Below are 18507 nucleotides of genomic sequence, written 5' to 3' on the forward strand. Positions count from 1 at the left end.
CACTTTTCTTAAATTTTTATAGATTATAGATTTTTTGATATTTTTCCGACATTTTAATCGCACTTAATTGTTCCCTAATTATTTCAAGAGCTGAATTTACAGATCTTTCATAGTCACCATGTACTAATAAATCTAATTTATTTCCTAGTTCATCGCTATCACCAGTGGTAAATATCTCGCCAGCATTTTGATTATAGTCAAGAATTTCTTGATGTTGATCAATGTCTGATAAACAAACTGGAATACCGCTTGCAAGAGCCTCAAGTACTGAGTTTGGGAGCCCTTCAGATAGAGATGCTGAAACAAAATAGTCAGCACTTTTTAAATATTCATCTACATTTCTTTTACGTCCCAATAGTTGGATATTGGTTGTATTTTTAATTCTCTCTCTACATTCATCAATTAATGTTCCTTCACCTAGAAAGAGTAATATACTATTCTTAAAAAAATTACTTTTTTGAAATCCCTCTATTACAGTTATGGGATCTTTACGTGCACTTAAATGGCCTACCGAAATAAAAATTCTTTTATTTTTTGGTAATCCTAGTTTTTCTCTAAGATCCGTTTTTTCTATTTCTGACACACTTGAAAATTTATTTGTATCTACTCCATTTTGTACAACCTTAAGTTCTAAACCGTGTTTTTTTAGTAACTTGTATATTGTATTAGAACATGCAACTGGATTATCAATTTGTTTGAGGGCCTTAATGTGCTGCCAGGCCATCAATTGACCTAAAAATTTGCCGTACGTCATTGGGTAATCTTCATATGGATAGTTTCTTAATGTTGCAACTCTTTTGTAGCCTTTTAAGTATCTTGATGATAGTGTATCACTTCTAATTCCTTGTGTATGAACCACATCAGGTTGATACTCTTTAACTAACTTAAGCAATGAGCGTGAACCTTTTATAACCCCCCCCAACCTCGATAACCCCAGTGAAATTACAGGAATTTTGGCGTCTTTAAACTTTTGGATATCAGTTTCCTCTGGTTCAGATGATAAAGTTATAACCATAGGTTCAAATATATCCTTAGGAAGGTTATTAATAATATTATATAACTGATTTGTTGGACCACTTTTTTTTAGAGTTGATACAACATAACATATTTTTTTCATAGTTATTGCTCCTTAATCCTAGAACAGATTTCCTTTTTAAACCTGGATCGAACCACTTTCTTTCCTCTTCAAGTAAATTTTTATAGCTACAAAATAAAAACCAAAAGCGAAATAAAATGGCCTAAAGTCAATAAAAGTTGAAACCAAAACAGATAAAACAATTATTGAAAATAGGAATATTATAAGTGAGTTTGTAAAAAACCTTTTCCCTTCAGAATCTAGACCTTTCTTTTGTAGTAGGAAATAGTCTTTAAATAACACTATATGCATATATATATATAACAAAGCCGGTATGAATCCATATCCTACTAATAGCGTAAGCAAGAAAAAATGAAGACTTTGTTTTTTTTCAATATCTGGTTTCCAAACATCTGATATAATAATATTTCCTGCTCCAACTCCCAAGTAATTACTTTCTTGGAATATTCTAAGGCCTTCATTAAACATATGGATCCTTATATTGATTGAGGAGCCTTGCCGATTAAGCTGTTCAATTAATGTTTCACCCGAAGATTCCTTAGATATTTGATACAAAACAATAGGTGAAAGTATTAGAATTATAGAAATAATACCTACAAGAATTTGTTTTTTCCATTTAATTCGACTTTGAATCAAATATAAAAATATAAATAAAACAAATTGTAAGAAGAAAGTTAATTGTCCTAGTCTGGCTTCTGCAAGGGATATCGTAACAAGAATTAAAAATAATAATATAGTGTTTATTTTGATATATTTCCGGCTAATTATTTCTGAAAATAAAAAGGGTGCCAGGATGAGCAAGGAAGCTGCCAAGTTATTTTCATTCGAAAAAGTCGCAGTAACTTTTGTACCTGGTATAAAAAAATCTATTATTCCATGGATCGAGAGAATAAGTATGACAACCTTGATTGGTGGAATTATCTTTAAAAGAATATTCTCAGAAGTCAAAAACTGATTAAATATAATGATTATCAGCAATCCGATTATAATATGAACTACCTCAGTATAACTTTCCATACCATGTGCTTTTACAAGACTAACTATACTTAAAAGACAAAGTATATAAAAAAAGATATTTTCTTTAGTAATAATGGGAGTTTCTATTTTAAATACACGACGGGTTAGATAAGCATGCAATATAATTAATAATATTATTATTGGAAACAAATATATGAATTTATATAACCCATATCCTCCACCAATAAGAAAAGAAGGTATAAGTAAATAGATGATTAGACTGGTAATTAAGTCTTTGCTTATTATGGATTTAATTATTGAATCAGATATTTGGTTCATGTTTTTATCAGTCCTATTAATTCATTAATATTATTTTCCAAATTGAATTTTTCCAAGGCCTCATTTACTGTATTAAGCGATAATTTTTTAAATTGTACAGTTTTCAGCAACTTTAAACATTCATCATTATTTTCAATTAAATAACCCGTCTTTTCTGTGATAACTTCCAGTGCACCGCCTTTTTTTCTAGCTATAACAGGAGTACCACTAGCAATAGATTCGATATAAACTAAACCTAAAGATTCTTCATAGTTAGATAATGACCAAAAAATGTTTGCAGCAGAATAAAAATAATTTAACTCTCTTCTTTCCAGTTTACCCACAAAGGTCATTGATGTATTAATATTATCACCTAAGGATAACCTTTTAAGCTCTCTTAAATAATCTCCATCACCAACAAGTATCCAATGGTAGTCAAAACCTTGTTTTAGCAGATCCCTGAATATTTCGTACATCTCTTTATAACCTTTACCAACTACAACTCTACCAGCTGATAGAATAATTTTTTTATTCATTCCAATATTGTACTTATTTCGGATATCAGTCTTTAGAAACTCGTACTCATCCAAATTAATACCATTATATATAACCTTTACTTTTTTTGATGCAGAGGAATCTTTTAAAAAAGGGTACATTTTATTTTTCATATACTCACTTACAGCAACAATCGAGTGTGCATTGTTTAAAAGTTTGATATAGCGCTTTTTAAATTTTAATATCCTAAAGAAGACTGAAGGTGATTTAAATATTTTTTCAGGTTCGCTCCCATGTAGATAAATAATACTTTTTTTTTGTATGGAAACAGGGAAAAATAAGCTGGCTGTTAATGCAGCACCAATGTCGTTAATAATGATTTTGTCATAGTCCCCCATATTCATTTCTTTGAGTTTTTTCCAATAAAAATAAGGGCCCATTTTCGGCAATATTTTTACTTCTAAATGTCTAAAACCACTGTTAATGATAGCTTTACTATTTTTATAATTATTAGTTACAGCAGTTACTTGAATGTTTTTTTTAGTTAATGAATTAGCTATATCATAAGCTACCATCCCAGCACCACCAACTTTTGGAGGAAACTCATGGGAAAACAACAGAACCTTTGTCATGATGCCACCCTTCTTCTCTTTTTCTGCATTAAGCCTTTATAATACAAAAATTTAAATGGAATACTCATTTTAAATAACAACAAAACCCTTTGTTTGGTATTAAGGTATTTAAAATAATTTAAAGCCTTAACCTTGCTCTTATTAAATATGCAAATGTTAGCAAGCTTAAAATATTTATTTTCACCTGAATTTACTCTAACACTTTTTGGATTAATTCTATAAAATAACAACGGTTTTTTTAAATAGTAAAATTCCACCTTGCTTTTTATAAATTTTGTCCATAATTCATGATCCTGGCCAGTTTTATATTTATCATTATAGTAACTTACATCATCAAAGATTTTTTTCTTTACCATGACTGTTGGATGGGGAATATAATTTACATAATTCATTACTTTAATTATGTCTTTAATCCCCTCCGGTCTCCATGATTGGCATATTTCATTTCCTTTATAATCAATTAATATTGTATCTGAAAAAACAAAGTCAACCTTTTCACACTCTTTAAACACTGTTATCTGATCTGCAAACCTATTAGGAAAAGCAATATCATCCCCGTCCATACGTGCAATTAAATCACCTGTTGCTTTTCTAATCATATTATTTAAAGATTTAGTTAATCCAAAATTTTGCGGATTATCTATTAATATAATTCTTTCATCTATTTCAGCATAAGATTTTATTATGTTTAATGAATTATCATTAGAACAATCATTTGTAATAATAAACTCAAAGTTTTTGTATGTTTGATTTAAAATACTTTCTATAGATTCTATAAGGTAATCTTCATTATTGTACACTGACATTATAACTGAAATCTTCAGTGACATTTTAATCACATCTCCCTATCAGGATGTTACAAATCCTCAACCTCTTTTGTGCTCTTATTCCTTAATACATTTAAATCCAAGAGGTTTAATTTAATAAAAAACAAAGCTGACAAGATAAAAACAATAACTTTAATTAATATTAATACTATTGGAGAAAGAGGCATTTTATCAATTAAATTTTGAAGAATAAATGCAATTCCAAAAATAGTTATTACTACTCCAATTCTATTAAAATTATAAGAGACTTTTATTAACCTTTGACTAACAACATAATATAGTATAGAGACTATTGTATAGCTAATTAATGTAGCATATGCAGCACCATATATTTCGTATTTGGGTATGAAAAGTAAATTTAGTCCGATGTTTAAAATGGCAGCTGTCATTATTAAATATAGCGTTTTATGTGTTTGCTCTTTAAGAATAATTGTACTTCCAAGCATATTCGCTATTCCCCATATTATTAAAGAAAGGATAATTATCCAAATGATATTAAATCCTTCACTAAATTTCGGGTCAATTATTAAGTTATAGATCTGATAAAAGAACGAATATAAGAATAATACTAAAAGAAATACAATCGAAATAAAGTTCTCAATAACTCTTTTTAGAAAACCCTTAAATTCAGTATCACTGTCGTTCCCTTTCTTCATAACAATAGGGATAACAGCATACCTGTAGGGAACAATGACAAATTTTGAAAATGCATCTGCAAATTTATAGCCCATAGCATATATACCAACTGCAGACATCATTCCAAAGTACTTTAAAATATATTGGTCTCCAGAAGTTAATACTAGGGAAAAAATCATACCTGGCACCATTGGAATTCCTATTTTCACCAGGTTAAATGCTACTTCCTTTTCAAACTTAAAATCACTTATATAGTAGTTTTTTAAAGAATATATAATAGAAATGATAAAAAAGATTAAGTATGAGTAAAAGTAAGCATCTAGGAAACCGGTATATCCCTGATTAAGAACAACAATATAGTATATTATCAATAAAACTTTTGATATGGTTAGGCTTACGCTGAATGTTACATATATTAATGCCTTTTGCTCTAATCTTAGTAAGTTAATGATAAATTCTGCAAAAACAGCAAAAGAGATTATCCCCAATAATTTAAAAATACTAACTTTCTGCATATCTATTCCAACAACTACATTTATCCAATAAACGTCAGTTAATGCTACAACGGCTAATAAAAATGTTATAAAGAATAAGTATATAATAAAAATTGTATACAAGATGCTTGTTCTTTTACTTTCATTACTTTTAAAAAACTTTGCCGTAAAGGAAGTTTCCAACCCAAGTTTAATAATAATTGACCCTATTTGTATAAAAATTGTAAGCAATGCAATTTTACCGAATTCAGCAGTAGAAAGCGCTTTTGAATATATTGGAACAAGAAAGAAAGTTATTACGGCAACAAGAACGTTACCAAAAAAGTATACTCCTACCTTATTCAGTAAAGGATTAGACATTAGTCTGCTAAACATTTCTTTGCTCCTTATATAAAAATTGTTTCAGATATAAAAGTTCAGCTTCTTAATTATTTTTGCTGGATTACCCACAGCCAATGAATTTTCTTCAATATTTTTTACTACGATACTACCGGCTCCAATTACACAGTTATCACCAATTTTAACTCCATCCAGGATAGTAACATTGCCACCTATCCATACATTGTTTCCTATTTCAATACCGCTTCCTTCTATCCCTTGCTGATATATATATTTATCTGAATTAGTAAAAATATGGTTCATTGCCATAATTTGAACGTGGGGTCCTATTCTTACGCCGTTGCCAATTTTTATATCTCCCCATGATCGAAAAATAGAGAATTGATTAACTGTAGAATTATCACCAATTTCAATACTTTTATTAAGAGCTTCCAATATAACATAGTCTTCTATAGTAACGTTTTTTCCTAAAATTATTTTCCCATCACGGTATGAATACAAATAAACCCTATCTCTAATTCGGCTTTTCTCACCAAGTTCAATATTATTAATGTTTTTCATTTTCACAGACCTTGATATTCTTGTAGAGTTTCTAAAATTTAGAAATATGAAAAACCATTTATTAAAAAATAAAGTTCCTGATAATAAAATTTTACGAATATATTTCATTTCTACCTCTCCAGAATTTCTTTTTATTGTCCCAATAAAAAGAGCTGCCTTCTTGACAGCCAACATTGTTAGAATAAATTTATTCGACCTACTACCTTTTTATAAATAGATAAAAAAGGCTTGTACTTATGGTTCACTAAACCAATTAGTTCTGCAATAATCTCTAAAACAACCATTAGAATAAATAATATTATTAATGAACCCCATAATGTTGTTCTTGAAAAGATTATAGCTACCAAACCAAATAGAATACTAATACCATATATAGATAATACAGTGTTTCTATGAGATAACCCTAGTGAAAGTAGCCGGTGATGCAAATGTCCTTTATCAGGAGCTGAGATCGGCATTTTATTGACCAGTCGCCGAATAATAGCAAAAGTGGTATCAAACACAGGAACTCCCAGAATAATAACCGGTACGATAAAACTGAATAAGGCCACGCTTTTGTACATTCCCAATAATGATAAGATGGCTATGCAATATCCTAAAAATAAAGCACCTGTATCCCCCATAAAGATTTTAGCAGGGTGGAAATTAAAATATAAAAATCCAATACAACTTCCAAGTATAACCAATGACAAGGAAAGGATAAGTGCATTTCCATTTATTGCAGCAAGTATTGCTATTGATAGAATCGCTATTATTGATATGCCATTAGCCAAACCATCCAAACCATCTATTAAATTAATAGCATTTGTAATAGCGACAATCCAAAAAATTGTTATTGGATACGCCCAGATACCAAAGTCCACTGTTCCATAGCCTGGTATGTTAATAAAGTCTATTAGCAAGCCTGAGTAGGCAATGATGCCAGCAACTGCAAGCTGTCCGATAAATTTAATTTTTGCAGATAATTCAAATCTATCATCTAGTACACCTATAATGATGATTATGCAGGCACCCAGTATTATGGCAGTCAAGTCAGACTTATAGAGCCCGCTTGAAAAGTAACCTGTTATACAGCCAATAAAAATGGCCAGTCCTCCAAGCCGCGGCATAATCTTTTGGTGAACTTTTCTTTGATTTGGTCTATCAGTTGCACCAATTTTAAAAGCAAGTTTTATTATAAAAGGGGTAACCAGAAATGCCGTAATGAGAGATATGAGAAATGGCAGCAAATTAAATATATCCATATATTGCACCTCTTTTATAAATTTTATAAACCCCTGCTCCTTGAAACATTTTCTTCTTTGATCCCTAAACGTTGGCGGGGATCCAGATGTTTACTAAATCTCAAAGCAATCTTTTTCAAAAAATCAGGCATTAAACCCAAAACGATCGGTATTGCAGTATATAAAACACGGCTTTGCAGCGGGAACATTAGCAAACCTGTTCCCCTCCATCTTATTTTAGCATCCAAGATGCGGTGGCTCATTTTGCGTTTACTAACATGTCCTTCTATTACTCTATACTTAAATAGAAACTCTGGGAGATTTGCTAATAGAAGCCCCTTAGACAAGCACCTGAACCACAGCTCGTAATCCTGTGCAACTCTAAAATTTTCATTATAGCCGCCTACACTTTTTATTTGCTCCGTTCTCATCATTGCAGTAGGATGGATAATAGGGTTTGCTTTCCCTATCATTTTTTTTATACCATTTATATCAATAGGTACATATCTTTTATTTAGAATCTTCCCCTGTTCATTCACATTGAACGCCCAAGTACCTAATACAGATATCTCTGGGTTTTTTTCTAGAAATTGAAATTGCTTTTCAAAACGTTCAGGCAATGCAATATCATCCGAGTCCATTCTGGCAATAAATTTTGATTCTGATAGATTTATAAGATAATTAAGGTTTCTCGTTAAACCACAATTTTCTTTATTTACCTTAACTAATTCGATTCGGGAATCCTTTTCACTCCACTCATTAATAATAGACACGGTATCATCAGTAGAATTATCATCTATTATTTTTACAGTGAAATCTTCAAATGTTTGCTTTGATATGCTTCCAAGAGCTTCATTTAAAAACTCTCCAGCGTTATAAGTGGACATTATGACTGTTAACTTTCCACTCAAAGAATATCACCAACTTACTTTTTTATATAGTTCCGACAAATTCTTACAAAAATCTTAATAATTATAACATAAATATGAACCTTTTAAAGGTGATTTTTCTAAAATAAACTTAATCAACGTAAAAATAGCGCCCTTATTTGTAACTTTCAAGTAATTATTGTAATGATAATGTTAAAAAACTAATTCATTTTTATGAAAAACGACCTATTTACTCTTTGTCTATTTTTAATCATTATGAGCTGAATTGCAAATACAAAATTTGTAAATAATTATCAAAAACTATTTAAAGTAAAAAATCGCTTAGTCAGATATCTAAGCGACTTTTTACTCTACTTAACTAAATATTGAAATACACCTTTCCCTACAGACCCTTCCCCTCCAAGGATTGAGTATCTTTTAACCTTATCCCCTGCTATTGACATTGCAGCTAGTTCAGGTAACTCATTTTTCCTCGTTAAGAGAATAGTAGAATTACTGTTTGCAATGGCAATTGATCCTGTTAAAGCATCTGCAAAAGTACTCCCGGTTGCAATGTATAAGTGGTCTTGATTAGGGAAGTATTTATTCATAATATTGGCAGCTACTTCATAGCGATCTTTTCCGCCTATCCGTTCAGGTGATACCAGCTTGGTAAAAACCTTCGGCTGGACGCTGGCTTTCCCTCCAACAACAATGGTCTTTTCAACGTGATTACCGAAAAGCTCATTTTTAGTAACTTCAGGTATTACATCAGATCGAGTAAGAAGAATCGGATATCCATTAGCAGCGGCAAATGGAGCAATAGCTAATGCATCAGGAAAGTTTAAACCATTTGTTAAAATGGCGTTTTTATACGCACCCATTTTCTCAGCGATATTTGCAGCCACTTCAAAACGATCCTGACCGCCTATTCTGATTATTTTGACTCCCATCATTTTCAGTTCAGAAAAGACCTTATCACTTATACTTCCTTTTCCTCCGATGATGATTACTTCTTTAGCTTGCAGCCTTTTTATTTCCGATTTAGTCCCGGTATGCAGCTTTTCGGAATTGGTTAATAGTATAGGTGCATTGTATTTATATGCTAGCGGGGAAGCTGATAAAGCATCAGCAAATGCCAGATAATTTGTTACAAAAACAGTTTCGGTCGTTTTCCAGCCTTTCTTCGATACATTTATCGCGACTTCAAACCGATCTTTTCCGCCTATTCTTTCTGCATTTAGGATTGGCTGAACCAACCCGTAGCCATAAAGTGGATCCTTTCCTTTTTCACCAAGATCCCTAGTGTTTTCCTTTATCTTATTTCTAATCCATGAATTAGAAGCAAATGGAAATAACTCTTTTAATAAAGCCAATTTACCCGAAACAAAAGCAGCCGCCATCGAGGTTCCATCATAAGATGCATATTCATTATTAGGTATGGTGCTTGTTATATTTACCCCAGGTGCAGAAAGCTCAATTCCATTCCCTGTAGCAGAGAACTCCCCTCGATTATTAAGTTCATCCACTGCCGCAACCCCTATGACCGTTGGATATTTCGCTGGATAAGAAACTGTATCCCCTGTGCCTTCCTTCCTGCCATCATTTCCACCAGCTGCAACAACGAATATCCCTGCATTAGCAGCTTTATCGATTGCAGCTTTTAATGCTGTCGAACTTCCTGCAGAAACAAGGCTAAGGTTGATAATATCCATTTTATTTGTAATTGCCCAATCGATCCCCTTTATAATATTTGATACAAATCCGCTCCCGGTCTTATCTAATACTTTAACGGCATATAATCGGGAATCCGGTGCAACTCCAACAATGCCTTTATTATTATCGGCTGCACCTATAATACCGGCTACATGAGTTCCATGCCCATTATCATCATGAAAAGAGTCAGTATATTCTACAAATGAGCGCCCTCCCGCAATAGTCAAATCTTCATGAACTGAGATTCCTGTATCAAGGATTGCTACTTTTACTCCTTTTCCCGTTGAATCCAGTGACCATGACTGGGTAGCCTTTATTGATTTTATTCCCCATCCCTGCATCTGGCCAACAACTTTAACAGTTTCTTCAAATTCAACACTTTTAACTGAGGGAACTGCTTTCAATTCATTAATTGCAGATGATGGAAGCTTTGCCTTTATTAATGGCAGATTAGCATACTCTTCTAAAATTAAACCATCAAATTTATGAACGGCCTTTATGTCTACTCTATTATCAAACAAAACAATAACTTCTTTCGTTTGCGGTTCTTCTATGCCCGCAACCGGATTTGGGGATGGAAAGAATAAAATAGTAATTAAGAAAATAAAAGTCATTAGGTTTTTTATGATTTTCAGCCCCTTATAAGAATTAAGATATATTATAATATGAACTTTATGGAAAATTAAGTATTTTAAATATTATTGGAATGAGAGAAAGTGTAATAAAATTTTAAATTTTAAATAATAGGTATTTCGAACTATTCCATTTACAATTTTTCCAAATAAAATTAGATTAGGTTTTAAAAAATATAATTAAAAGGATGATTGCTAGAAATGAAGTGGACCAAGATGATATCTGCCTTTACTGCCGCTGCTGTGTTAGGGTCTGGATTTTTAAGTACAAACGCTTTTGCTCAAGAATCGGATTCATCAATTAATGAATTAAAAAAACACCAAATTGTAAATTATTTGAAAGACAGGGGTTCAGCAACACAAACTGCTTCCATTTCTTCGGCCTCAGCACAGGCTGCTTCAACTCAAATGCAATACCAAAAAGCAATAGATGCTTATCAATTTCATGAATATCACTTCTCAACTTATGGCGGAAATTTTTCTCTGGAAGAACTGCATCAAGAAAAAGATGAGGTGGATTATTTTATTTATGAATTTGACACCGAGGAACTAGTTGAGCCTGATGCAGATAATAATTTTAACCTTGATGAAGGTGATTATGTTTTGGTAGTAATGGGTTATAGTGAACAGCCTGTTACATATGACTATATCCTAAATGGCCCTTTTGCTGGTGATCCTGCCAATACAATCCCTGATTTATTAGTGAATAATCCATCAAACCATGAATCTCGCCTTAACAAGGGCTCATCACCAATATTAACGGTTTCAGGAGAAACAAAGAATTCACAGATTGTAAGAATATTTAGTAACCAAAAAGAATATAATGTTTATCCCGGAAAATTCACACAACAAGTAGAATTGGCGAAGGGGTTTAATAGTGTTTCGTTTCAAGCGACAAACTCAAAGGGGAATACGATCACTTCTTTTTACAGCATTACTCTTCCCGGCATCTCAAGAATATATGGGAAAGATCGATACCATGTATCTGGCCATGTCAGCAGCACTTTAGATTATTGGGGATATAATAGCGGAACAATCATTATTACTCGAGGAGATTTATTTCCTGATGCTTTGTCAGGGGGGCCGCTTGCAAATCTTGAAACAGCTCCGGTTATGCTAACTACAACAAAAACACTTCCTGATAAAATTAAGGAAAAGATCGTTAACTATGGCGCTAATAGGGCAATCATTTTGGGTGGCACTGGTTCTGTATCAACCGAAGTGGAATCACAACTAAAAAAGCTTGGAGTAAATGAGATTGAACGAATTGGCGGAAAAGACCGCTTTGCAGTATCTGCTAGTGTCGCAGAACATGTATCATCTTACACCGAGTCCGATACAGCTATAATTGCAAGCGGTGAAGTATTTCCTGATGCACTTTCAGCTTCTACAATAGCAGGTCCAGCAGGAATGCCTATCCTTTTAGTCAAGTCACAGGAAGTTCCAGCAACAATTCAAGCATTTATTAAAAGTCATCCTGAAATTAAAAACTTTATCGTTGTTGGCGGACCGGCAACGGTTAAGGATTCTGTTTCAGTGAAACTAAAGGAGCTCCGCAAAGGAGCGAACGTTCAAAGGATTGGCGGAAAAGACCGTTACGAGGTAGCAATTAACGTAGCGAAATATGGAATGAACAACTATGGCATGGATTTAAGCACCGTTGCCTTTGCTAGAGGGGACCTTTTCCCTGATGCTTTATCTGGAGCCCCGTTAGCCAACTACTTCTATGCACCAATCCTATTAACGAGAACAGAAAAAGTGGAAGATAAGGTTAACGCATTTCTTACAAACCAGAGGAGTGAGCTGGAGCATATGTATCTCATTGGAGATATTGGCTCTATATCACCAAACACAGAAAAACAGCTGTATAATTTAATACGATAACGAAGCCAACGGACACCTTTGTATAAAGGTGTCCGTTTTTTCGATTGCTTTTTTGTACGAAGATATCTCTTTCCAAAAGAAACGGAAGTAGATTTAAACAGACCTCCCGTTAATTCTTCAATTCTTTGAAAAATACTTCCCCCTTTTTAAAATCCGTAAACCTGTATACTAATTTCCATTAACTTACGTCTTCATTTAACAATTAATTGCTTTTTTGTTAATAAAGGAATTATCATGATACTACTAGTTAATTTTTCATTTAAAATCCCACTGGCTTTTTCAATACGAGAATTATTAGTTCATTTTTTGATTGTTCAGATATTATTTTACGTTAAAAATTAAGAAGGCCCTTTTTAGAAACTGGAGGAAAATGTATGCGAACAGAAAGAAAGAAGAAACGAAAATGGGTTAAGTATTTGATGGTGTTAGTTATTTTACTTTTTTTAGCTGGAGGCACTTACGCCTTCTCTGTTTTCAGATCCTTGAACTCAGCTGTTGAATCTATGCATCAGCCCATAAACCATAAAACAGATAAACGGCAAAATGAAATAACCTTAGCTGAAAAAGATCCTTTCTCGGTACTAATACTAGGAGTTGATGAGCGTGAAGGAGATAAAGGGCGCTCAGATACAATGATAGTATTAACTGTCAACCCAACCTTAAAATCAATAAAAATGATCAGTATTCCACGCGATACAAGAACGGAGATTGCTGGCAAGGGCTTTGAAGATAAGATCAACCATGCTTATGCTTTTGGCAATGAAGAAATGTCTATGGCAACAGTGGAAAACTTTTTGGATATTCCACTGGATTATTACATAAAAGTAAACATGGATGGGTTCAGAGATATTGTAGATGCTGTTGGCGGTATAAATGTGAACAGTCCGATGGCTTTTTCTCAAGGAAGTTATCATTTTAAAGAAGGGCATAATACTATTGGCGGTGATGCTGCCCTCGCATATGTCAGGATGAGGAAAAAAGATCCCAACGGGGATTTTGGCAGGCAGAATAGACAGCGCCAAATCATTCAAGGAGTAATAAAAAAGGGTATTAGCGTAAATTCCCTAACAAAATATGATGATATTTTTGAAGCACTCGGAAGAAATGTCCGCACAAACCTAACTTTTACTGAAATAAAAGATATTCAAAAAAATTATAAAGATTCGGCAGGAAACATTGAGCAAATGACAATCACAGGAAACGGCAAAACCATCAATAGCTTATGGTACCTAATTGTACCCGAGGAAGAAAAGCAGCGAATTCAAACTGAATTACGAACCCATCTGGAATTGGAATAAAATACTGATAAAGACGGAAGGCAACAGGCCTTTCGTTTTTATTATTTTCACTTTCATATTGATGAATAAACTTTTTAAAGCAAATTAATAAAAACTTTCTCTTAATAATTTCCCCGATTTAAAATTTTTGTTTATATCAGTGTAAGTATAATGATCTGATAACCCTCTCGACCTTTAAAAGGTGGCGCAGATCAGCTATTGAGATTAACAAGCGTGCCCATTTAATAAATAGATTCCCTCGCACTGGTTTCATCCTTCTACTATAATAAAGAAAAAAGGATGTTTATTTATTATGTTTAAAGGCAATTCTTTCGCTATTGTTTTTGCAGTAGTTATTCTTTTATTTATTATATTCTCTTCAACTCAGTCCTTAATTGTCAGGATTCTCTTTATCTTGCTTTCCATCCTGTTTTTAATTCCAGCTGTAAGGAAGATTTTATTTACGAATTATATAGTTCTTAGAAAATTAAAAGTATCACTATTTACTTCATTAACATTCACGTTCGGATTATTTTTAATAGAATCCTTATCTGCTTTTAATGAAACAGCTATGAATGATTTCATAATTACGGATTTAATGTTTATTATTTATTTTAGTTTATTTTTCATTTTAATATATGGTCTTCCTGTTTCTATGATTGCAGAGTTTATTTCAACCCGAATTCCGTATAACCGTGCACTGGTTTCTGGAATAATCCATGTTGGATTTGGCTTAATGACTTTTTTAATCTCTATCCCTTTTGATTTAATGGCGTTGATTTGCTCCGTTATTTTCTTTGCATTGGATGAAATCTCTAGAAGAAAGTTATAAGTGAGAGCATTCTCTCCTGCAATCTATTGATATGCTGTCCTATTCCTAAGAATCTACCAGTATGAGTCCTTCAAAATTAATGTTTTCTTATTAATCAATCAAACGTTTGATTGATTTTATTTGTATCGCTGAACTAATACTTTTGTAGAGCAGTGATCTAGTTAACATTACACTGCTGAGGATTCGATATGATTAGGAAGTAAGATTAGATTGCATTTAGGTGGATCTGCTGATACTTATTTATCAATGCTACTTGAAGATTCAATCAAATTGTGATCATATCCAAATGAGGATGAACATAATGGAAAAATAACATAAATACAGAGTACTAAAAGAAGCTTTACCGAAAATCTGCTCAGCTAAAAGCTGAGTTTTTTTATTCATTTATTTTTCCGATGAATTTACAACGGTACCTGGATTACTATATTGGAGTTACTTTCCTTGAAACTTTATAGAGGTTTTCAAGGCATTCTTTTTTAATTCTTTCGTGGCAAATAAAATCATATCGAATTTCATACTCCAGTTGTGCGACGATGGTTGAGATTAGTTCATTACCGTTGTTGTTTAATGGTTGCATGGAAAGTTTATTTTCAATTTTTTGTTCAAAGTATTCTGCTGTTCCAAATAAGGCACTCAATGTGCACTCCTCCTTTTTCGTTTTATTTCCCTTTATTAAGCAGTTCCCCTTTATTCAATAAACAAACAAAAAGTAAAAAGGACTGTTTTTCGCAAAAATATCCTAGTATTTCCATTCTTAGATTACGAATTACTAAAATATCCAATAAATACTTTTATACTAAAACTTTTATACTACATTTTTCAACATTTTTGAAGATTTTATATAAAAATACTATTCTTTTTATCTAAATCGCACTATAAGTGGTACTTAGGAAATATTCAGAGTGTTCGCTGTAGAGAATCATATTTTATAGTTAAGCGCCTGTTAATTAATGCCAGTATATTTACTAAAAGTATTTATTATTTAAAACACAATACAATTATATTAAAATTATTTTACAATAATGATAGATTTTTGATTTTCCTATACCATTTAGAAGTAATTGAATATCTCTATCTGCTTCTGACTTAAGTATAAGGATGTGAAATCTTGAATAAAAAAAATGCACACATTTCAGAAATTCATATAATAAGAGCCATTGCCTGTCTATTAGTGCTATTGGTTCATGTTTCAGCTACTTTTTATTATCAACAGGGTAAAGAATTTAATGATATTACTTATTTTATTAATCAAATCAGCCGTTTTGGAACACCTATGTTTGCTCTTATAAGCGGTTTTTTGCTTTTTTACCAAGTACGGTATAAAGGCTTCAAATTGGATTGGTTCGTCTCCAGCCGTTTCACTAAGATAGGATTACCCTTTTTATTTTGGAGCATAGTTTATCTGCTGTTTATGTATTTTGAATTGGAAGCAAACCCGTTTGAATCTGGTTTCAAATTATTTTTTATCGATTTTATTTTTGGCAATGCTTTTTATCATCTGTATTTTATGTCCATTGTCTTTCAATTTTATTTGTTATTTCCTATTTTACAGCTTTTCAGGTCTAAATTGATTTGGCCAGCTTTATTAGGTATTTCGGTGTTCATAAATCTATATTTCTTAAAGGTATACAACCCAGGTCAATTTAACGGTCTTTTAGGAGAAATGCTAAGTCAGCGTGCATTCTTGCCTAATTGGATTTTCTTTTTTATTTTTGGCGGATTTCTGGCTTATTATTATGAGCCCCTTTCAGCTTTCGCAAAAAAATATAAGATTCTTTTGAGCATAGCTGTTCTTTTTGTTACTGCTGCAGCTGTTTGGGAGTATAAACACACAGGTGCCATTGCTTCCAACAGGGCAACAAATATGATTAACATTCCCATTATCACCTTGTTTATTATTGGTATCGGGGAGCAAATCAGTAAGGTAAAGTGGCTAAACTTCTTTTTTGTCAAGATTGGCACATTATCAATGGCAATTTATTTGGTACACCCCTTGGTTATATATTTTTTCCAGGAAACTGCACCTGTTTTCATTTGGAAAACGGAATTATTTCCAATTGTCTTTGGCTTGATTCTAATATTAACTATTTCATTGGTAAAACTAATACAGCTATTACCGAAGAACCAATATATACTGACAATACCTAAAAGGATATCATCTCAGGAAAGTTCCAAAGGAATGAAGCCTGCCAGTTTACGATACAGCTCTACCCAGCGCTAATTTTATATCTGGTAACTATGCTTATCTCGTATGTAAACAGCCACCCTTTCAAAGGGCGGCTGCTTCTTTAAATTTTCCTTTATTAAGATTGTATATGTATTCTTTTACATTCTTTATTTGTATTATTGATAGAAATTTCAGATAATTGATCTCATTCCCCCATAAATAGAGAGACTCAAGATTCACAGCCTTTTCTTTTCCGGACAAATTTTTAATGGATGATCCACAAAATCGAGACTAATGAGTCCTAGCATATCGCTCTTCTGTATATCCCTGTCCAATCCTAAAGCTTCTTTGATGGCCTTGTAAATTTTTTCTTTGAAATAAATCACTTTGCCAGAAGGCGGCTTCTTTGTCATCAATACAAATGTGCTCTTTCGATCAGCTTTCCCTTTTCATAAGCTTTTACCTTAAAGCTGCTGTCGTATCTGGTTACATGCAAGATTTCCTGCCTTTCATAAAGTCTCACCCCCTTTTATTAATTAACAGCATAAAGTGAGAATATCTGCATATGAGGGAGTCGACATAGAATTCTGCAATTTCCCCAGGAAAAGATGTTTTTCTGCAAGGTTTTACAAAAATATAAGAAACGGGTTATATAACCCGTTTCTTATGGTGTGGAAAGGTCACTGTTTACGAAACAATGAATCTTGTAAAATTGCTTCTCAGGTAATATTTCTGTTGAGGTTATCAATCAAACGTTTGATTGATAACTGTTCCTGTCAGATAAATAGTTAGTCTAGCCACCGAAGAACTACCAGGCACATTATTATCACAAATTGAAGTACCTATAATTAAATGGCATACTTACCTAATAGTAATGACCACTTTAGAACTTTCTCATAAATCACTGCCTTCTCAGCCACAAAAAGAAATCAGAAAACACTTTAAATACTAGAAGCAAATCCAAAAGGCATATAGTAAAATAGTTTTAAGTATATTTTCATAAATTCATTAAATTTTATTATGCCAAACTTGCAAGAATGGAGGCACAGATGAACCCATGTTTCAAACTGAAAAGATGGCTGAAACATTGAGTGAATCAGAATACAGTGAATGGACTTTATATCTTGAAAACAGCATTGACTCGGAGCAGGAATCCCTCCATAATACTTTTATCTATATTTGTCGTTTTATCTACATATGCACGAAGAATGAAAAACATAAGCCACTTTAAGGAAATAGTCGACAGATTTGGCGAAAGAATTATTCAGTATCCTTTATACCCGCATATTCTCTCCCTTTTATATAAGGAAATAGGAACCGCTGGAGCGATTGAACAGGCTGTGGCTTTTGCCAAAGATGCCTTACAAAAGTTGCCGAATCAGGTAGGCGTCCTTCATAATTATGCTGAGGCCATTATTCATGCGAGAGAGAACGGATCTATTCTGGGAATTCCTTTTAAATAGTTGAATATTTAAAGAGCTTATGGTAAAGCTGATGATAGCAGTAAAAAAACCAAGCATCTACAGGTTTTCAGACTTTAACTTAGAAATGG

General features: G+C 32.6%; 16 protein-coding genes. 5 read left to right on the top strand and 11 right to left on the bottom strand.

The window, feature by feature from the left end; genetic code table 11:
- Positions 1-16: 16 nt before the first annotated feature.
- The 9 genes from A361_RS24940 to A361_RS24980 all read right to left on the bottom strand — a co-directional run bounded on the left by A361_RS24940 (position 17) and on the right by A361_RS24980 (position 10777).
- A complete protein-coding gene (locus A361_RS24940; RefSeq protein WP_019380775.1) occupies positions 17-1117 on the bottom strand; it encodes a glycosyltransferase in 1101 nt (366 codons plus the stop codon).
- Between the two features lie 36 nt (positions 1118-1153).
- Positions 1154-2392, bottom strand: a complete 1239-nt coding sequence (locus A361_RS24945; protein WP_019380774.1) for an O-antigen ligase family protein — start codon at positions 2390-2392, stop codon at positions 1154-1156.
- Positions 2389-3498 (bottom strand): glycosyltransferase family 4 protein, encoded by a 1110-nt coding sequence (locus A361_RS24950; protein WP_019380773.1) that lies wholly within the window; start codon positions 3496-3498, stop codon positions 2389-2391. The genes A361_RS24945 and A361_RS24950 overlap by 4 nt, the downstream gene beginning before the upstream one ends.
- Positions 3495-4304: a glycosyltransferase gene (locus A361_RS24955; protein WP_162272020.1), complete on the bottom strand. Its 810-nt coding sequence runs from the start codon at positions 4302-4304 to the stop codon at positions 3495-3497. The genes A361_RS24950 and A361_RS24955 overlap by 4 nt, the downstream gene beginning before the upstream one ends.
- A gap of 50 nt (positions 4305-4354) precedes the next feature.
- Positions 4355-5830, bottom strand: a complete 1476-nt coding sequence (locus A361_RS24960; RefSeq protein ID WP_019380771.1) for a polysaccharide biosynthesis C-terminal domain-containing protein — start codon at positions 5828-5830, stop codon at positions 4355-4357.
- Between the two features lie 27 nt (positions 5831-5857).
- On the bottom strand, positions 5858-6529 hold the full coding sequence (locus A361_RS24965; RefSeq protein ID WP_019380770.1) for an acyltransferase: 672 nt from the start codon (positions 6527-6529) through the stop codon (positions 5858-5860).
- Between the two features lie 2 nt (positions 6530-6531).
- Complete coding sequence (locus A361_RS24970; protein ID WP_019380769.1) at positions 6532-7599, bottom strand: glycosyltransferase family 4 protein; 1068 nt, start codon at positions 7597-7599, stop codon at positions 6532-6534.
- Between the two features lie 23 nt (positions 7600-7622).
- A complete protein-coding gene (locus A361_RS24975) occupies positions 7623-8489 on the bottom strand; it encodes a glycosyltransferase (protein ID WP_019380768.1) in 867 nt (288 codons plus the stop codon).
- Positions 8490-8818: 329 nt separating this feature from the next.
- Positions 8819-10777, bottom strand: coding sequence for a cell wall-binding repeat-containing protein (locus A361_RS24980; protein ID WP_019380767.1), 1959 nt, complete (start codon positions 10775-10777; stop codon positions 8819-8821).
- 219 nt (positions 10778-10996) lie between these two features.
- On the opposite strand from A361_RS24980, the gene A361_RS24985 reads away from it, so the two are divergent.
- The 3 genes from A361_RS24985 to A361_RS24995 all read left to right on the top strand — a co-directional run bounded on the left by A361_RS24985 (position 10997) and on the right by A361_RS24995 (position 14788).
- Entirely contained in the window at positions 10997-12679 is a 1683-nt protein-coding gene (locus A361_RS24985; RefSeq protein WP_019380766.1) for a cell wall-binding repeat-containing protein, read from the top strand.
- Between the two features lie 374 nt (positions 12680-13053).
- A complete protein-coding gene (locus tag A361_RS24990; protein WP_019380765.1) occupies positions 13054-13977 on the top strand; it encodes a LytR family transcriptional regulator in 924 nt (307 codons plus the stop codon).
- 292 nt (positions 13978-14269) lie between these two features.
- The gene (locus tag A361_RS24995) at positions 14270-14788 is read left to right on the top strand and encodes a hypothetical protein (protein ID WP_019380764.1); all 519 of its coding nucleotides are present in this window, start codon (positions 14270-14272) and stop codon (positions 14786-14788) included.
- 421 nt (positions 14789-15209) lie between these two features.
- Here A361_RS24995 and A361_RS25000 read toward each other — a convergent pair whose 3' ends face one another.
- Complete coding sequence (locus A361_RS25000; RefSeq protein WP_019380763.1) at positions 15210-15425, bottom strand: hypothetical protein; 216 nt, start codon at positions 15423-15425, stop codon at positions 15210-15212.
- Between the two features lie 471 nt (positions 15426-15896).
- Here A361_RS25000 and A361_RS25005 point away from each other — a divergent pair, with 471 nt between their 5' ends.
- Complete coding sequence (locus A361_RS25005; RefSeq protein WP_019380762.1) at positions 15897-17009, top strand: acyltransferase; 1113 nt, start codon at positions 15897-15899, stop codon at positions 17007-17009.
- A 182-nt stretch (positions 17010-17191) separates the two neighbouring features.
- On the opposite strand, the gene A361_RS25010 is transcribed toward A361_RS25005, so the two are convergent.
- Entirely contained in the window at positions 17192-17368 is a 177-nt protein-coding gene (locus A361_RS25010; protein ID WP_162272021.1) for a hypothetical protein, read from the bottom strand.
- Positions 17369-18046: 678 nt separating this feature from the next.
- Here A361_RS25010 and A361_RS25015 point away from each other — a divergent pair.
- The gene (locus tag A361_RS25015; protein ID WP_157888561.1) at positions 18047-18418 is read left to right on the top strand and encodes a hypothetical protein; all 372 of its coding nucleotides are present in this window, start codon (positions 18047-18049) and stop codon (positions 18416-18418) included.
- Positions 18419-18507 lie beyond the last annotated feature (89 nt).

Source organism: Cytobacillus oceanisediminis 2691, assembly GCF_000294775.2.
Classification (GTDB): Bacteria; Bacillota; Bacilli; order Bacillales; family Cytobacillaceae; genus Cytobacillus; species Cytobacillus pseudoceanisediminis.

What these genes read in the sequence shown, in the direction of transcription:
- A361_RS24980 (WP_019380767.1), bottom strand. Translation starts at nt 10,777, where the DNA reads ATGACTTTTATTTTCTTAATTACTATTTTATTCTTTCCATCCCCAAAT.
- A361_RS24970 (WP_019380769.1), bottom strand. Translation starts at nt 7,599, where the DNA reads ATGGATATATTTAATTTGCTGCCATTTCTCATATCTCTCATTACGGCA.
- A361_RS24965 (WP_019380770.1), bottom strand. Translation starts at nt 6,529, where the DNA reads ATGTTGGCTGTCAAGAAGGCAGCTCTTTTTATTGGGACAATAAAAAGA.
- A361_RS24990 (WP_019380765.1), top strand. Translation starts at nt 13,054, where the DNA reads ATGCGAACAGAAAGAAAGAAGAAACGAAAATGGGTTAAGTATTTGATG.
- A361_RS24940 (WP_019380775.1), bottom strand. Translation starts at nt 1,117, where the DNA reads ATGAAAAAAATATGTTATGTTGTATCAACTCTAAAAAAAAGTGGTCCA.
- A361_RS25010 (WP_162272021.1), bottom strand. Translation starts at nt 17,368, where the DNA reads ATGACAAAGAAGCCGCCTTCTGGCAAAGTGATTTATTTCAAAGAAAAA.
- A361_RS24950 (WP_019380773.1), bottom strand. Translation starts at nt 3,498, where the DNA reads ATGACAAAGGTTCTGTTGTTTTCCCATGAGTTTCCTCCAAAAGTTGGT.
- A361_RS24945 (WP_019380774.1), bottom strand. Translation starts at nt 2,392, where the DNA reads ATGAACCAAATATCTGATTCAATAATTAAATCCATAATAAGCAAAGAC.
- A361_RS24995 (WP_019380764.1), top strand. Translation starts at nt 14,270, where the DNA reads ATGTTTAAAGGCAATTCTTTCGCTATTGTTTTTGCAGTAGTTATTCTT.
- A361_RS24955 (WP_162272020.1), bottom strand. Translation starts at nt 4,304, where the DNA reads ATGTCAGTGTACAATAATGAAGATTACCTTATAGAATCTATAGAAAGT.
- A361_RS24985 (WP_019380766.1), top strand. Translation starts at nt 10,997, where the DNA reads ATGAAGTGGACCAAGATGATATCTGCCTTTACTGCCGCTGCTGTGTTA.
- A361_RS24960 (WP_019380771.1), bottom strand. Translation starts at nt 5,830, where the DNA reads ATGTTTAGCAGACTAATGTCTAATCCTTTACTGAATAAGGTAGGAGTA.